Origin of the sequence: Salimicrobium flavidum, from assembly GCF_900156645.1 — a bacterium.
Taxonomy (GTDB): domain Bacteria; phylum Bacillota; class Bacilli; order Bacillales; family Halobacillaceae; genus Salimicrobium; species Salimicrobium flavidum.
Window position 1 is genome coordinate 378,170 of sequence record NZ_FTOC01000001.1, and the last position, 14,257, is coordinate 392,426.

Here is a 14,257-nt window from a genome sequence, read left to right on the forward strand (position 1 = left end):
AATGATTTCAAACTTTTTTCTGTAGTTTATATACATAGGCCAGAACTTCCGCTACAGCCTGAAAGAAGTCCTCATCAATCGGCTGATCAATATCGGTCTGAGCATATATCCCTCTAGCCAGTCCTCTGTTCTCGACAGTAACGACATCGTTCGCTTTCGCCACTTCTCTGATTTTCAATGCTACAAAGTCGACACCCTTCGCCACCACAAATGGGGCGTCGGATTTTTCTTCATCGTATTTGATAGCCACAGCATAATGGGTCGGGTTCGTTATGACTACATCCGCATCAGGAACTTCGCTCATCATCCTTGCAGCGGACATCTGCCGCTGCTTTTCTTTGATTTTCGCTCTGATCTGCGGATCCCCTTCCATATTTTTATGCTCATCTTTTACATCTTTTTTAGACATCCTTATGTTTTTTTCATGATCATATTTTTGATACGTGTAATCGATGATCGACAAAATCAACAGAGCCAAGGCAGAGGCAAGACCCATTACCATTGATACGTTTCCGAAAAAGGAAAGTGCTGCGTCCACAGATTTCTGAGCGGCCATGACCATTTCATTTTTATTGATCCATATGATCGAAAAAGTGATAGCTCCGACCATGGTGATTTTCAGTAAAGATTTGATGAGCTCTACGATAGCCCGGGCCGAGAAAATCCGTTTGAACCCCTGTATAGGATTTAGCTTCTTCGGGTCTATTTTCAAGGGTTCCCCTGTGAACATCACCCCCACCTGCACCAGGTTGGATGCAATCCCTGCAACCACCGCTATTCCCATGATCGGTGCCAATGCTTTAGATATTTCGATGGTCATTTCATTCAACACACGTCCCACTGTGAATTCAGTGACTTCCAGATGTATGTATTCGGTGAATGCCTGCTCAAACATCGTGAGGGCGGTGTCTTTCAACAAAGGACCAGTGAGATAAAGAGCACCGAATGTAAGTAATAAAAGAAAACCGGTATTCACATCCTGACTTTTAGCGACCTGACCCTTTTTTCTCGAATCCTGTTTTTTCTTAGGGGTCGCCTCTTCCGTCTTTTCGTCAGCAGCAAAGTATTGTAAATCTAGTTGTAATCTTTTCACACTACGTCCTCCCCAGCACCTCCATGAATCCTCTCATCGTTCGGAGCATCATGTCGAAAAGCTCTTCAATCAGCATTACGTAAAAACCCATTAAAATAGTCAATACAACGAGAGCCACAAAGATCTTAAGCGGCAATCCTACCACGAAGACGTTCAGCTGCGGAACAGAGCGGGCAATAATTCCAAGAGCCACATCTACGAGAAACAGACAACCTACCAGTGGAATAGCCATTAAGAAAGCGACGATGAACATTTCATTGAAGGTGTAGACAACGTATTCTATCCAGTTTTCATCCTGGAATTGAATGAACTGATCTATACCGATAGCCTCATAGCTATAAAACATACCGTCAATCATCAGGTGGTGGCCATCAACGACGAGGATGAAAAGAAGGGTTATCATATATAAATACTGGCCGATCAAAGGGCTCTGCGCCCCTGTCTGCGGGTCCACCACATTCGCAATAGCAAAACCCATCTGGAAATCAATGAAACCGCCCGCAATTTGTACGGCCGTTATGACTATGTACGCCAAGAGTCCGACGAAAAGTCCGACAATCGCTTCTTTGATCATCAACAGCAAATATGTATGATCGATTGTAAACACCGGAGGATCGATCGTTATATATAAAATAAGTGCCAAAAAGAAGGAAAAACCGACTTTATGCTGGGTCGGAACATTCCGATATGAAAATAGCGGAAGCGTTGCAAAAAAAGCAGTAATTCTTATAAATACCAGGAGAAAAGCAGGGACATTCGCAAAATTGATCCATTCGGTCATCCGGTTATCCTACTAACATATTCAGGTTTCTGAACACCGAAGCCGTGAACTCGATCATATTCGTCAGCATCCAGGGCCCGAAAAATATGAGACCGATGAGAACCGCTACAATCTTCGGTATAAAAGCGAGCGTCTGTTCCTGGATTTGAGTGGTCGCCTGAAATATACTCACGATTAAACCGACGGCAAGGGCAAGGATCAATAAAGGCCCCGTGACAATAAGGACTGTGTAAATCCCCTCTTTCGCAAACTGTATGACCATTTCACTATTCATTACGTTTTCCTCCTAGAAGCCTTCCAGTAAAGAATGGGTTATTAAATACCAGCCATCCACCAGAACAAATAACAGGATTTTGAACGGCAGTGATATCATCACCGGAGGCAGCATCATCATACCCATGGACATCAAAACACTCGCTACAGCCATATCAATGACTAGAAAAGGAACAAAAATCATAAAACCCATCTGAAAAGCCGTTTTCAATTCACTAATCGCATATGCCGGTACAAGTGTGGTCATCGGTATATCCTGGACAGTCTCAGGAGTTTCAGCTCCCGAATAATTAAGGAAGAGTTCCAGATCTTTTTGCCTCGTATGAGTAGACATAAACTCTTTCATCGGAATACTTGCCTGTTCATAAGCTTCATCAAGGGTGATCTCTTCTTCAAATAATGGTGTGAGCGCCTGCTCATTAACTTCATTGAATGTCGGTGCCATGATGAAGAAAGTGAGAAAAAGGGCGAGTCCGATCAGTACCTGGTTCGGCGGCATTTGCTGAGTAGCCAAAGACGTCCGTACAAAGGACAGAACTATGATAATCCGGGCAAAACTGGTCATCAATATCAGTATGCCCGGAGCCACTGAAAGTACCGTTACTAATAGAAAGAGACGGACTGAAGTAGATATATCTTCAGGACTCGTACCCGAGAAAAGATCAACGAATTCATTCATCGGAATTACCCTTTCTATGCTTCCTGTTCTCTTGCGTCCGCTTCATTTCAGACAGCTGCTTTTCAAACAGTTGCTGAAACTGAATGGTCGATTTGCCTTCTCCGCTCTTCGAACCGGAAAAAGACATAGCCGGAAGTGACTTTCCATCGTCTTCCCGGATCAACTGTCGTTTCGTCTCTTCATCCGTAATTTCTGTGAGCATTTCTACACTGTCCCCTACACCAAGGATATATATGCTCTCTCCGATTTTCACTGCCTGCACAGAGCGGTTCTGACCGAGCGGTACACCGCCGAGATTCTCCATTTGCCTCGTACTTTGGAAGAGCTTATTCTTTTTCTGAACAAATTTCAATATTCCATATATAAGTGCGAGTACAAACAACAGGGCGAACAGTAATTTGGTGACACTCCACCACAACGGTTCGGAAGTATCTACCGTTTCTCCCCCGCTACCTTCCTGCTGCTCTTCCTGGGCACACCCTTCAAGCTCGGGGTTCTGCGCACATTCACTGACACTGGGGCTACTGCCATGAACACCCACCGGGTCGAATACTACGAATAATAATGCAATAAAAATTACAGAGCCAAACTTCTTCATAAAAACCTCTTAACTCAATGCTTTTTGTATGGCTTCGATTACACGATCAGCCTGAAATGGTTTTACGATGAAATCTTTGGCCCCTGCCTGTATCGCGTCTACCACCATCGCCTGTTGCCCCATAGCAGAACACATGATTATATTAGCTTCCGGGTCTTTCCCCTTAATTTCTTTCAGAGCCTGGATCCCGTCTTTTTCCGGCATCGTAATGTCAAGCGTTACAAGGTCCGGTTTCTGTTCCTGATACATATCGACGGCCTGTTGCCCGTTTTCTGCTTCACCTGCTATTTCATATCCATTTTTCGTAAGTATGTCCTTTACCATCATTCTCATAAATGCTGCATCATCAACGATCAGTATACGTTCTGCCATTTGATTGCCACTCCTTCAATTTATCTTAATTTTTTCAATCGATCCTGCTGGCTAAGAATATCCGTCACCCGAACCCCGAAATTTTCGTCGATAACGACCACTTCCCCTGTGGCCATGAGTTTTTCATTCACGTAAATATCCACCGGCTCCCCGGCGAGTTTATCCAGTTCCACGATTGAACCGGAACTGAGATCGAGGATATCCCTGATTGTACGCTTCGTCCGTCCCAGCTCAACTGTGACGTTCAACGGAATATCCATAAGCATGTCCAGATTGTTCCGTTCTCCCTGAGACATATTCACCGGCTGGAAACTCTCAAATTCAGCTGCTTCCACTGTACTTTCTTCTTGAGCTCCGTGCCCGATCATTTGCGGCTTTTTATTTTCAGTCTCAACGGAGGACTTCGTTCCGGAAGGTTTCTGCTTTTCTTGTTCTTCATCCCTCTTCCGCTCGCCGGAAGTAGTTGGTTCTTCTGTTTTTTCTTTTTCACCGGTGAGGGAGTCAGATTGCTCTCCATATGCTGATGGGCTTTCCGGATTCATCAGCTGGTCAACCAGCTCCTTGGAAAAACCGACGGGAAGAAGTTGCATGATATCAGAATCAATCAGTTCCCCTACTTTTAACCGAAAAGATATTTGAGCAAGTCTGTCATCCTCTGGGAGGTGATCCACTCCTTTTTCCTTCGGCAAGTCCAGCATAGTAATTTCTGGAGGTGAGATGTCCACCCGTTTATTGAAGATAGATGACATACTTGTTGCCGCAGAACCCATCATCTGATTCATAGCTTCCTGCACGGCGCTCAAATGAATTTCATTCAGTTCTTCCTCTGCAGACGTCCCGTCCCCTCCAAGCATCAGATCAGCGATGATAGCTGCGTCCTTCGTCTGAAGGACTAGCAGGTTTTCTCCGGAAAGACCTTCGGTATAGGCCACCTGGACGGCGACATAAGGATGGGGGAATTTTTCTTCCAGTTCGTTCCGTAGTACTGTTGAAATTTGCGGAGTAGTAATTTCCACCTTCTGATTCAGAAGAGACGAAAGGGCTGTGGCTGAATTACCGAATGAAATATTTCCTATTTCACCCAGCGCATCCTTCTCTATCTCCGAAAAAATACCCTCTTCCGTTTCTTTGTTTGCATCTTCAAGAAAATCATCGTCCTCCAGGTCATCATCACTGGCATTCAATAGTGCATCAATCTCATCTTGTGATAACATATCATCATTCATTTCCTTCGTCCTCCCCTCGGACCGTCTCTAGAACTTGTACAGCCACTTTGTTCTTCATTTTTCCTGGCTGGATGAAGAATTTATCTTCGTTATCAACTCTCAATTTCATAGGTTCATCTGCAGACTGATTCAACTGTATGACGTCATCGGTCGCCAGGTGAAGAAACTCTTCGATACTCATGTCAGATTCGCCCAGAATCGCCCTGACATCGACTTTCGTCTTTTCTACAGTCTTCGTAAGTGCTGCATACTCTTCAGGGTCCCGTTCTTTCGATTGTTGTTGCTGCATCCAATAATGTACGGAGAGATTAGGAATAATCGGTTCGAGTACGACATGAGGAATGCATATATTCAACATTCCGCTCGTCTCTCCGATTGTTGTATTAAGTGAGACAACAATCACCGTCTCATTAGGGGAGACCATCTGAAGAAATTGCGGATTGACTTCGAATTCTTCAAGCATAGGATCGATTTCCACGACAGAACCCCATGCTTCCTGATAATTCTCCAGAGCTTTTTCAAAAAGTCTCGACATCAGTGTCGTTTCGATCTCCGTAAGGTTCTCAACCTTATTGACACTTTCCCCATGCCCCCCTAAAACACGATCCAGCATCGCGTAGGCTATGTTCGGGTTGGCTTCGAGAAGAATGCGGGATTCCAGCGGCTGCACACTGAAGATATTCAATATAGTCATAGAAGGAATGGAACGGATGAACTCTTCATATGGTAGCTGATCGACGGAAGCTACGTTGATGCTTACATACGTTCTTAACTGAGCAGAGAAATACGTCGTCAATAGTCTTGCGAAATTTTCATGGATCCGTGATAACGAACGTATTTGATCCTTGGAAAATCGTAGTGCACGTTTGAAGTCGTAGACCCGGACTTTTTTCTCTTCCTTTTCTGCCTTCAGTTCTTCTGCGTCCATTTCACCTGTTGAGATCGCCGATAGCAATGAATCTATTTCACTTTGGGATAGTACGTCTTCCGCCAATGTTCCACCTCCTCCAAGCGTTCGTTTTTTCCATTACTGCAACACTTTACTGATCGTATATACATCCGTGATTGTTCCTTCTTCCATAAATTCATTGAGCTTCAGCTTGATAGTCTCTTCAAGCGTCGAAAGGTCGGATTTGAACTGATCTTCATTCATTTGGGCTAATTGTTTAATGATCACATTCTTCATCTGAAAATCACGCTTCTCCAATTCTTCCAATCCATCTTTACTGTCAGCGACGACCCGGAAGCTGATTCGGACGAACCCTCCGTTCTCTAAATCCGTGGTCATTTCCTCCGTCTCAAGAGAAGCTTCTCTTATTTCATCGATACTTCTTTCTCCACTTGCTTCAGATCCATTCAAATTAAGTATGATAATGATTGCAGCTACCCCTAGAATAGTAAGTGTGATCAGTACTATCAGCATAGTCTTCATTAATTTAGACATCCTCTTCACCTGCCTTACTGACTACTTGCCATAAACCTATCTCCCTGTAGAACCGTTTGATCTTTTGAACGACTTCCTTTTTATCTTCCTTCACAACGAATGTCTTCCCTCTTGTAGTCGTGATCGTAGTATCAGGTGTGGATTGTACCTGCTCAATATAGACAGCATTGAAAGTGAAGTGTTCGCCGTTGAATTTCGTCAATTCCACCATAGTATGTATAGGGGGCTATGCGCCCCCTTCCCCCTTTATCATTAACGCTTCAGATTGATCAGTTCATTCAGGATTTCATCAGAGGTAGTGATGATTCTCGTATTGGCCTGGAACCCACGCTGAGCCGTGATCATTTCTGTGAATTCATCAGCCAGGTCCACGTTGGACATCTCAAGCGAACCGGACACGACGGTACCCGTTCCGTTTTGACCGGCTGTGTTCAAAAGATTTCCATTTATAGCAAGTTCCCCATCAGCGAGGTCAGCGGGGTCCCCGGCATCCGTCCAGCCGGCATTATCCGTATTCTGGAATTCATTTCCGCCGACTTTCAACAAACCAGCCGGGTTGGAGAAGTTAGCCAGCATCACTCTACCAGCTACTTCTGTTTCACCTTCACCGTTTACATAGTTTATGGTTCCATCACTCTGCACACTGAAACTTTGGGCTTCGTTTGGGATGGTAATAGAGCCCGCTACAAGATTTCCAGCATCGTTCTCTGTTCTGCCTACAACATACTTACCGTCTCCATTCACCAGAGCACCGTCACTATCCAAATAGAAATTACCTGCTCTGGAGAAGGTCATATTCGCATCATCAGGGATTCCGTTCCCTGGATCTGTCCCACCTTCGCTATCATATAAAGCGAACATGCCGTCTCCTGCAATCGACAGATCCAATGTACGGTTCGTCGTCTGTCTGTTCCCTTGAGTGTGCAGATCATCCACAGAGCCCACCTGAGAGCCCAGGCCTACCTGCGTGGCGTTAATCCCTCCAAGTGAACGATCGCCTTCTTCTCCACCTTGAGCCACGAGTGGACCCTGAGCACCCGACATCGTCTGACTCATCATATCCTGGAACGTCGTTCTCCCTTTTTTGAATCCGTATGTGTTCACGTTCGCGATATTGTTACCGATTGTGTCGAGTTTCGTTTGAAACCCTTTCATTCCTGATACACCTGCATACATAGATCTAAGCATTACTATTCATCCTCTCTTTGATTCGATCGCTTCTATCGGTCCACGATCGCAAGGCTTCCTTTTTCAGGTCCGGCCCTATTACATGATTATTGTTCCGTCGATGTTAGTGAATAAACGACTTTCTGCTGACTTCTTATCCATAGCTGTAACTACTGTATTGTTCTTTGTGTTGACAATAAGTGCCGCTTCTTCAGTTAATACCAGAGAATCCCTCACTCCTTTATCCTTGGCTTCCGTGAGCTTTTCGCTTATTTTCGCCCACTGCTCCGAAGGAATAGAAATGTTTCTCTCATCCAGTCTTTCTTTGGCATGCTTCGTCAAAGTCAGCTGCTGATTCAGCACTTCCTGGAAGGAAGTAGTGCTCTTATTAGCAGAAGCAGGTTTCTGATTGGGATTCAGCGGTAAGGGCTGATACGTCTGATGAATTTTAGGTTGCATTGTCATCTCCGCTTCCCGGGTTACTTACCTCCTGAACCAGATTGACCGGAACCATGGAACCATCATCCAGCTTCAGTGATATTTCTCCGTCTTTCTGACTTACTGCATCCACAATACCTGTATTCATTCCTTCCGTTTCCCCTGTATTTTCATTTTTGACCGGATACGTCACTTCTTTTGCTATCATGTTGCTGTAATCAGCTACAGAACTCTGTCTGTTTTCAAAAAAGTCCTGGAAAGAATTACTCATGTTCGTCATCTGTTCCAGTTGGGTGAACTGTGCCATCTGCGCCACGAAATCTTTATCTTTCATCGGATCCTGTGGGCTTTGGTTCTGGAGTTGAGTCATCAATATTTTCAAAAAATCATCTTTTCCGAGAGAATCACTGCTGGTCGATCTTTCCTGTTTCCGGTGATTTTCAAGGTAATAAGTCGAATCGATATTATTCATTCTTTACCTCCTAGACTTTCTCATTTAATATATCGGAGAAAGAAAGAGTGTCACTACCATTTTCTTCATCCTCACCATCCTCCTCCAAGTTCTGTTCAGAGGACGTGTCTTCCTTTTCACCAGATGTTTCCGCTTCTTCTTCACTTAGGAATTGCTGAGATAAACTTTGATCCGTTTTCTCCACTACTACCTGTTGAGGAGAAAACATATGACGAAGCTGCTGCATATTGCCTTCTAGCATCTCCTTGGCAGCCTGTGAGGTCACCATGATTTTTACCGCCATCTCTCCACTTAGTTGAGTGAATTTAATCGTCATCTCTCCGAGTGAAGCAGGTTTCAATTTTATCTGCATTTCCTGATTACCCGCCTTGTCCGTAAACATACGACTCGACTGGATCATACCCTGCATCTGCTGGAAAACCTGTTTCTGAGCTGGTGTTGATGATTGCTGGTCTACTTTAATGACTAACTGTTCCACCCTTGTCATAGGAGTCTGATAAGCTAGCGTAGTCTTTTGTTCGCTGCCGACCTGTTTACCATTCACCTCTTCTGAAGTTAAATTCGAGGTCGCCTGAGCCATCCATTTCGAAATATCTTTCACAGAGATCTGCTGCTGATTATAGGCGGAAGGCATTTGTTGTTTCCTGTTGACGTTACTGATCAACTGTTGAAATAATGCCTTTTCCTCTTTTGTGCCGCTGAAATTCTCTAAGCTGGTCGCCGTACTTTTGCCGTCGGAGGTTTTAGCATAACTCATGAGTATCTCTTTGACTTGTTTAAGTTGGTCATTTGTCAATTGCTTACCTTCCCCGGCTGAACGAAGGATCTGTTGAAAATTCTGAAACAGGTTTTCAAGCTTACCTTGAGTTGATCCTGTTCTATTTTCTGGAGAAACAAACGCTTTTTGACTATCGACCGGAAAAGAAGCCCCTGTCAAAATTTGATTCAGAAAGTTATCTTGCTTATCTCCTGAAGATTTTATCAAATCATTCATTTTACTTATAAGATCCTTCCACTCGCCGGATACCGTATTCTCACTTTCCTTGATGATCGTTTCCAACTTATCCAATAAGGAGGCTAAATGATCGGTTCCATTTGCATCAGTCACCTTATTGTTATCCGAAAATAATTTCCCGAGAACAGACAACTCTTCACTCGATGCCTTATTCAATAAATTTGCGAGTACTTCATCTTCAGTCATATCATTTCCGGGTCCATGTGTAGACATTTCATTTTTGAAAGAAAGCGCATCCTTCAACACTTGCTTGATGTTTGCGTCAATCTCTTCCAATAACTGTTTCAACTTTGAAACCAGTTCTTTTTCACCTGTAGAATTGAGGCGATTCAGCCCTTCTTCACCTTTCAAAAGTGATTTGACATCATCACCACTGCCTCCTGTCATCATTTCACTGATGACTGTAGAGAAGCCCTTATCCTTGTTGCTCATTTTCCCACTATCAGAGGTAAGAGTTTTACCACCATTCACCTGTCCCGATAACAATCCCATCATCTGCAATAATTTCACCCCCCTTCAAATCTATTCTTCTGAAGCCAGAAGTTCGGCGATGGCGGCACCTGTTTCAGGTTCCATCTCCGCAAGTATTTCTCCTCTCGCTTCACTTTCGACTTCTCTCAGAACCTGAACAATAGTTCCTGTATCCATATTCTCTGAAATAGCTGCAGCCCTTTCAGCATCCATTTCCTCGAAGGAAGACGCAAGTTCCGCCACGCTGTCCGGCGCCTCCTGGTCTTCAGTGTTTTCCTCTTCTTCAGCAGCGATACTGCTTTCAAGTGTGGCTATCTCCTGCTCTAATTCTTCTATTTCACCATCACGCGAGGCGACTGTACCTTCAAGGTCTGCAATCTGTGCTTCGTAGTCTGCAACTGTGGCCTCAAGCTGAGCGACTTCCTGCTCGTTTCCCTTCTCCTCTTCCGTTGTCACTACCTCGGAGACCCCGGGAATTTTCTGACCTACTTTCGCAGCTTCATCGAACACATTTTTCCCCATGATCGTAAAAACTACGATAGTCAAAGTTAACGCAAAAACGAGGGGAACGATTATTACGAAGAAAAACCACTGAAGCTTCCCCGAGCTTTTTCCTTCTTTGTTTTTATTCTTTGCCATGTAATCACCTGGTCACTTTGTTCGAAAATTGCTGGATGGAAATAGCATCCATATCCTTGGCTTCTTCAAATCTCATCCATTCAGAAAGTTCCTGTGTTTTTCGATCAATTATTTTTTCGTACTTCTTCACTTCGATATAAGCCTCGTCCCGCTGTTGTTCCAGCTTATACATCCGTTGTCGGGCGTCCTGGACTTCGGGCTGGAGCCGTTTCACTTCTTCTTCTACTCGCTGAATCGCTTGTTGATAGTGCTGAACCGCATATAAGTTCACCATTCCACCCGAAAGTTCATCTTCCACTGTCGTTTCCATCTGTTCTTTCTCTTTAAGTAAGTTATAAAGAGTAGTCGCTTTAGCTTCGAACGCTTCTACACCTGATTGGTACTTACTTTGGCGCTCATCTTTCTCTCTCTCCTGGTAATCTCTCATTTTATGAAAAGCATCGATATTCATCTTCCACCACCCCTGTTCAGAAAACTTCACACGTGCTTTGCAATGTATTCAGCCGAAGCTTATCCGCAAGCTCTCCCCTTATTTGTCTGCTAAAAATAATTCCTCAAGCTCTGCGACCGTCGTTTCAAACGGAGCCTTTTCATTCATATCCTGCGAGAGGAATGAGATTAGTTCAGGTTCCTTTTTAATGGCCTCATCGATTTTCTTACTGCTTCCTTTTTTGTAAGCACCGATTTGAATCAATTCTTTGTTCTCTTCATATGTTGATAATAATGAACGTAATCGGCTCGCTTTCTCGATATGAGTGCGGGATACGATCTGATTCATCACTCGACTTACAGAACCCAGGATATCTATGGCCGGATACCTGCCCTGCTCGGCTATTTTTCTATTTAATACAAAGTGCCCATCGAGAATTCCGCGAACGGTGTCGGAAATCGGTTCATTCAGGTCATCTCCATCTACGAGTACAGTGTAGAATGCAGTGATTGTCCCTCTTTCACTCGTCCCCGTTCTTTCCAATAATTTAGGGAGCATAGCGAATACTGAAGGGGTATATCCTTTAGTAGTCGGTGGCTCACCTGTCGCAAGGCCTATTTCACGTTGTGCCATAGCCACCCTTGTCACAGAATCCATCATCAAGTTCACATCGTATCCAAGTTCTCTGAAATACTCGCTGATAGCAGTCGCTGTATAAGCCCCCTTCTGTCTGAGAAGAGCCGGCTGATCGGAAGTAGCTACTACAACGATGGAACGCTCCAGCCCTTCCTGACCAAGGTCATTCTCCAGGAATTCGCGGACCTCTCTTCCTCTCTCTCCGATCAGAGCGATTACGTTGATATCCGCTGAACTGTTACGGGCTATCATACCGAGCAGAGTACTTTTACCAACCCCGCTTCCAGCAAATATCCCAACCCTCTGCCCTTTTCCGACAGTCAACAGAGAATCGATGGCCCGGACTCCGAGTTCAATCGGCTCTTGGATTCTGGGACGGGAAAGCGGGTTAGGAGGAGATTGTTCTGTCGCGAAGCTTTGGAGTCCAATTGGATGGTCCCCTCCATCCATCGGTTCACCAGTAGCGTTAAGTACAGACCCGACCAGGCCTTTGCCGACTTTAATCGAGAGGGGTGACCCGGTTGCTTCTACGAGACTTCCCGGTTTAATGTTCATTAGTTCCTGGTAAGGCATGAGAAGTATGTTCTCCCCCTGAAACCCCACTACTTCAGCTGTAATCCTTCTGTTATCAGATTTGGAAGGATGTATGTAACATACATCGCCCACAGAAGCATCAGGACCCTTCGACTCAACCATAAGTCCAACCACCCGGTGGATACGTCCATAATGCTTATACCGTTGAACCTCTTCGATTTTTTTAAGTGTCGCTGATACGTCCATTTCATCCACCTTCTCTCGCCATTTCGATAATCGCTTCACGAATCAGCGCGAGCTGACTGTCTATACTTGCATCAACCCTTCCAAAAGGAGACTCTATATAGCACTGCTCAGGATCTTCGAATTGCTTCACATATACATAGATTTGCGCTTGGCCGTCCAGCATTTTGCTGAGTTCTTCCCGATAAGAAGAGATTTCTTCAAAATAGTCCTGGTGTACATAAATAGAAATCTTCGACTGTTCCGTCACTTCTTTCACAGCTTCAGCGACAAGAAAGCGGAATTGCTCCGGGTTGCCTTCCAAAGAACGGCCAAGTATACTTTTTCCTGCCTGCATGGCGATATCTAATATATCCTTCTCAGCATCTGATATCGTTTGATTATACACTTCATCCGCCTGACGAATGACCTCGTTCATCTGTTCGATTTTAGAAGCATACAGAGCCTCTCCGTTCTCGAGCCCTTGAGCGTATCCCTCTTCGTATCCTTCATTTTTCGCCTGTTCCCTTAATTGCTTCTTCTCTTCTTCCCATGCTTTTTTTTCCTTGTTTATCTGTTCGTTCGTTTCCTGAAGCAAGTGTTCCGCCTGTTGTTTAGTTTCCTGGAAATAACGCTCGGCCTCCAGTTTTTCAGTCTGGACTTCTTCTTTCTTCTGCTCGAGAACATCCTTCTCAGGCCCCGTGTATTCTTGCCCTTTAGAAGACAAGGGACGTATTGGTATCAGTCGTTTAGACAATGATATCATCCCCTCCTCCACGGGCGATCACGATTTCACCGATCTCTTCCAGCCTTCTTATCGTTCCGACCACTCTCATCTGTGCTTCTTCCACATCACGAAGTCGGACAGGCCCCATGAATTCCATTTCGTCTTTGAAATTGCCAACCATCCGTTCCGACATATTGCTGAAAACGACTTCCTGGACTTCATCACTCGCAACTTTGAGGGAAAGCTGCAAATCTTCATTATTGACTTCTCTGATAATCCGTTGAATCCCCCGATTATCAAGAGTGACAATATCTTCAAATACAAACATCCGTTTCTTGATTTCTTCGGCAAGTTCAGGGTCCTGAGATTCCAGAGAATCCAGTATTGTTCTTTCCGTACTACGATCCACTCCATTCAACACTTCTACCACTGCTTCGATACCGCCTGTTTCCGTATAATCATTCGTGACAGTGGCGGATAGCTTCTTCTCGAGCACCTGTTCCACCTGATTTATCACTTCAGGAGACGTGGAATCCATAGTAGCAATCCTTCTTGCTATATCAGCTTGAGCATCCTGAGGCAATTCAGATAAAATCTGCCCCGCTTGTGTAGCATCGAGATATGATAAGACGAGCGCTATTGTTTGAGGATGTTCGTTCTGAATAAAGTTCAATATTTGTCCCGGATCCGCTTTTCTTGCAAAATCAAATGGTTTCACCTGCAAGGAAGACGTAAGTCTGTTAAGGATATTGGAAGCTTCATCATTGCCTACGGCTTTCTCAAGTACTTCCTTTGCGTAGGAAATCCCTCCCTGGGAAATATAATCCTGCGCTATCGCTATCTGGTGAAATTGCTCGAGTATCTCTTCTTTTTGCGATCCTTCCACCTTTTGAACAGAGGAGATTTCCAACGTGAGTTGTTCTATCTCTTCTTCACTCAAATGTTTATACACCTGAGCGGCGACGTCTGGTCCGAGAGAAATCAGTAGAGCTGCCGCTTTTTGTTTTCCTGATAATTTACGCTGAGGCATCCGGACACCT

General features: G+C 44.5%; 19 protein-coding genes. All 19 read right to left on the reverse strand.

What is annotated here, in order from left to right:
• Positions 1–7: 7 nt before the first annotated feature.
• Positions 8–1,093: a flagellar biosynthesis protein FlhB gene (gene flhB, locus BW944_RS01955; protein ID WP_076556653.1), complete on the reverse strand. Its 1,086-nt coding sequence runs from the start codon at positions 1,091–1,093 to the stop codon at positions 8–10.
• 1 nt (position 1,094) lies between these two features.
• Positions 1,095–1,874, reverse strand: a complete 780-nt coding sequence (gene fliR / locus BW944_RS01960; protein ID WP_076556654.1) for a flagellar biosynthetic protein FliR — start codon at positions 1,872–1,874, stop codon at positions 1,095–1,097.
• A gap of 4 nt (positions 1,875–1,878) precedes the next feature.
• The gene (gene fliQ / locus BW944_RS01965) at positions 1,879–2,148 is read right to left on the reverse strand and encodes a flagellar biosynthesis protein FliQ (protein WP_076556655.1); all 270 of its coding nucleotides are present in this window, start codon (positions 2,146–2,148) and stop codon (positions 1,879–1,881) included.
• Positions 2,149–2,160: 12 nt separating this feature from the next.
• Positions 2,161–2,826: a flagellar type III secretion system pore protein FliP gene (gene fliP / locus BW944_RS01970; RefSeq protein ID WP_076556656.1), complete on the reverse strand. Its 666-nt coding sequence runs from the start codon at positions 2,824–2,826 to the stop codon at positions 2,161–2,163.
• Positions 2,819–3,424 carry a flagellar biosynthetic protein FliO gene (locus BW944_RS01975; RefSeq protein ID WP_076556657.1) on the reverse strand — a complete coding sequence of 202 codons (606 nt, stop codon included), beginning with the start codon at positions 3,422–3,424 and terminating at the stop codon, positions 2,819–2,821. Before BW944_RS01975 ends, fliP begins: the two co-directional genes overlap by 8 nt.
• Before the next feature lie 9 nt (positions 3,425–3,433).
• Positions 3,434–3,796: a response regulator gene (locus tag BW944_RS01980; protein WP_076556658.1), complete on the reverse strand. Its 363-nt coding sequence runs from the start codon at positions 3,794–3,796 to the stop codon at positions 3,434–3,436.
• 20 nt (positions 3,797–3,816) lie between these two features.
• The gene (fliY, locus tag BW944_RS01985; RefSeq protein WP_076556659.1) at positions 3,817–5,022 is read right to left on the reverse strand and encodes a flagellar motor switch phosphatase FliY; all 1,206 of its coding nucleotides are present in this window, start codon (positions 5,020–5,022) and stop codon (positions 3,817–3,819) included.
• Positions 5,015–6,016, reverse strand: coding sequence for a flagellar motor switch protein FliM (gene fliM / locus BW944_RS01990; protein ID WP_076556660.1), 1,002 nt, complete (start codon positions 6,014–6,016; stop codon positions 5,015–5,017). Before fliM ends, fliY begins: the two co-directional genes overlap by 8 nt.
• A 33-nt stretch (positions 6,017–6,049) precedes the next feature.
• On the reverse strand, positions 6,050–6,454 hold the full coding sequence (fliL, locus tag BW944_RS01995) for a flagellar basal body-associated protein FliL (RefSeq protein WP_234983088.1): 405 nt from the start codon (positions 6,452–6,454) through the stop codon (positions 6,050–6,052).
• A 4-nt stretch (positions 6,455–6,458) separates the two neighbouring features.
• Positions 6,459–6,677, reverse strand: coding sequence for a flagellar FlbD family protein (locus BW944_RS02000; RefSeq protein ID WP_076556662.1), 219 nt, complete (start codon positions 6,675–6,677; stop codon positions 6,459–6,461).
• Positions 6,678–6,718: 41 nt separating this feature from the next.
• A complete protein-coding gene (gene flgG / locus BW944_RS02005; protein ID WP_076556663.1) occupies positions 6,719–7,654 on the reverse strand; it encodes a flagellar basal body rod protein FlgG in 936 nt (311 codons plus the stop codon).
• Between the two features lie 78 nt (positions 7,655–7,732).
• Positions 7,733–8,092: a TIGR02530 family flagellar biosynthesis protein gene (locus BW944_RS02010; RefSeq protein ID WP_076556664.1), complete on the reverse strand. Its 360-nt coding sequence runs from the start codon at positions 8,090–8,092 to the stop codon at positions 7,733–7,735.
• Positions 8,082–8,543 (reverse strand): flagellar hook assembly protein FlgD, encoded by a 462-nt coding sequence (gene flgD, locus BW944_RS02015; RefSeq protein ID WP_076556665.1) that lies wholly within the window; start codon positions 8,541–8,543, stop codon positions 8,082–8,084. The genes BW944_RS02010 and flgD overlap by 11 nt, the downstream gene beginning before the upstream one ends.
• A 10-nt stretch (positions 8,544–8,553) precedes the next feature.
• Positions 8,554–10,068 carry a flagellar hook-length control protein FliK gene (locus tag BW944_RS02020; RefSeq protein WP_143525634.1) on the reverse strand — a complete coding sequence of 505 codons (1,515 nt, stop codon included), beginning with the start codon at positions 10,066–10,068 and terminating at the stop codon, positions 8,554–8,556.
• Between the two features lie 12 nt (positions 10,069–10,080).
• Positions 10,081–10,668, reverse strand: a complete 588-nt coding sequence (locus BW944_RS02025) for a MotE family protein (protein ID WP_076556667.1) — start codon at positions 10,666–10,668, stop codon at positions 10,081–10,083.
• A gap of 4 nt (positions 10,669–10,672) precedes the next feature.
• Positions 10,673–11,119, reverse strand: coding sequence for a flagellar export protein FliJ (gene fliJ, locus BW944_RS02030; protein WP_076556668.1), 447 nt, complete (start codon positions 11,117–11,119; stop codon positions 10,673–10,675).
• A 78-nt stretch (positions 11,120–11,197) separates the two neighbouring features.
• Positions 11,198–12,514: a flagellar protein export ATPase FliI gene (gene fliI, locus BW944_RS02035; protein ID WP_076556669.1), complete on the reverse strand. Its 1,317-nt coding sequence runs from the start codon at positions 12,512–12,514 to the stop codon at positions 11,198–11,200.
• Between the two features lies 1 nt (position 12,515).
• The gene (fliH, locus tag BW944_RS02040; protein WP_076556670.1) at positions 12,516–13,247 is read right to left on the reverse strand and encodes a flagellar assembly protein FliH; all 732 of its coding nucleotides are present in this window, start codon (positions 13,245–13,247) and stop codon (positions 12,516–12,518) included.
• Positions 13,240–14,247: a flagellar motor switch protein FliG gene (fliG, locus tag BW944_RS02045; protein WP_076556671.1), complete on the reverse strand. Its 1,008-nt coding sequence runs from the start codon at positions 14,245–14,247 to the stop codon at positions 13,240–13,242. Before fliG ends, fliH begins: the two co-directional genes overlap by 8 nt.
• Positions 14,248–14,257: the final 10 nt, after the last annotated feature.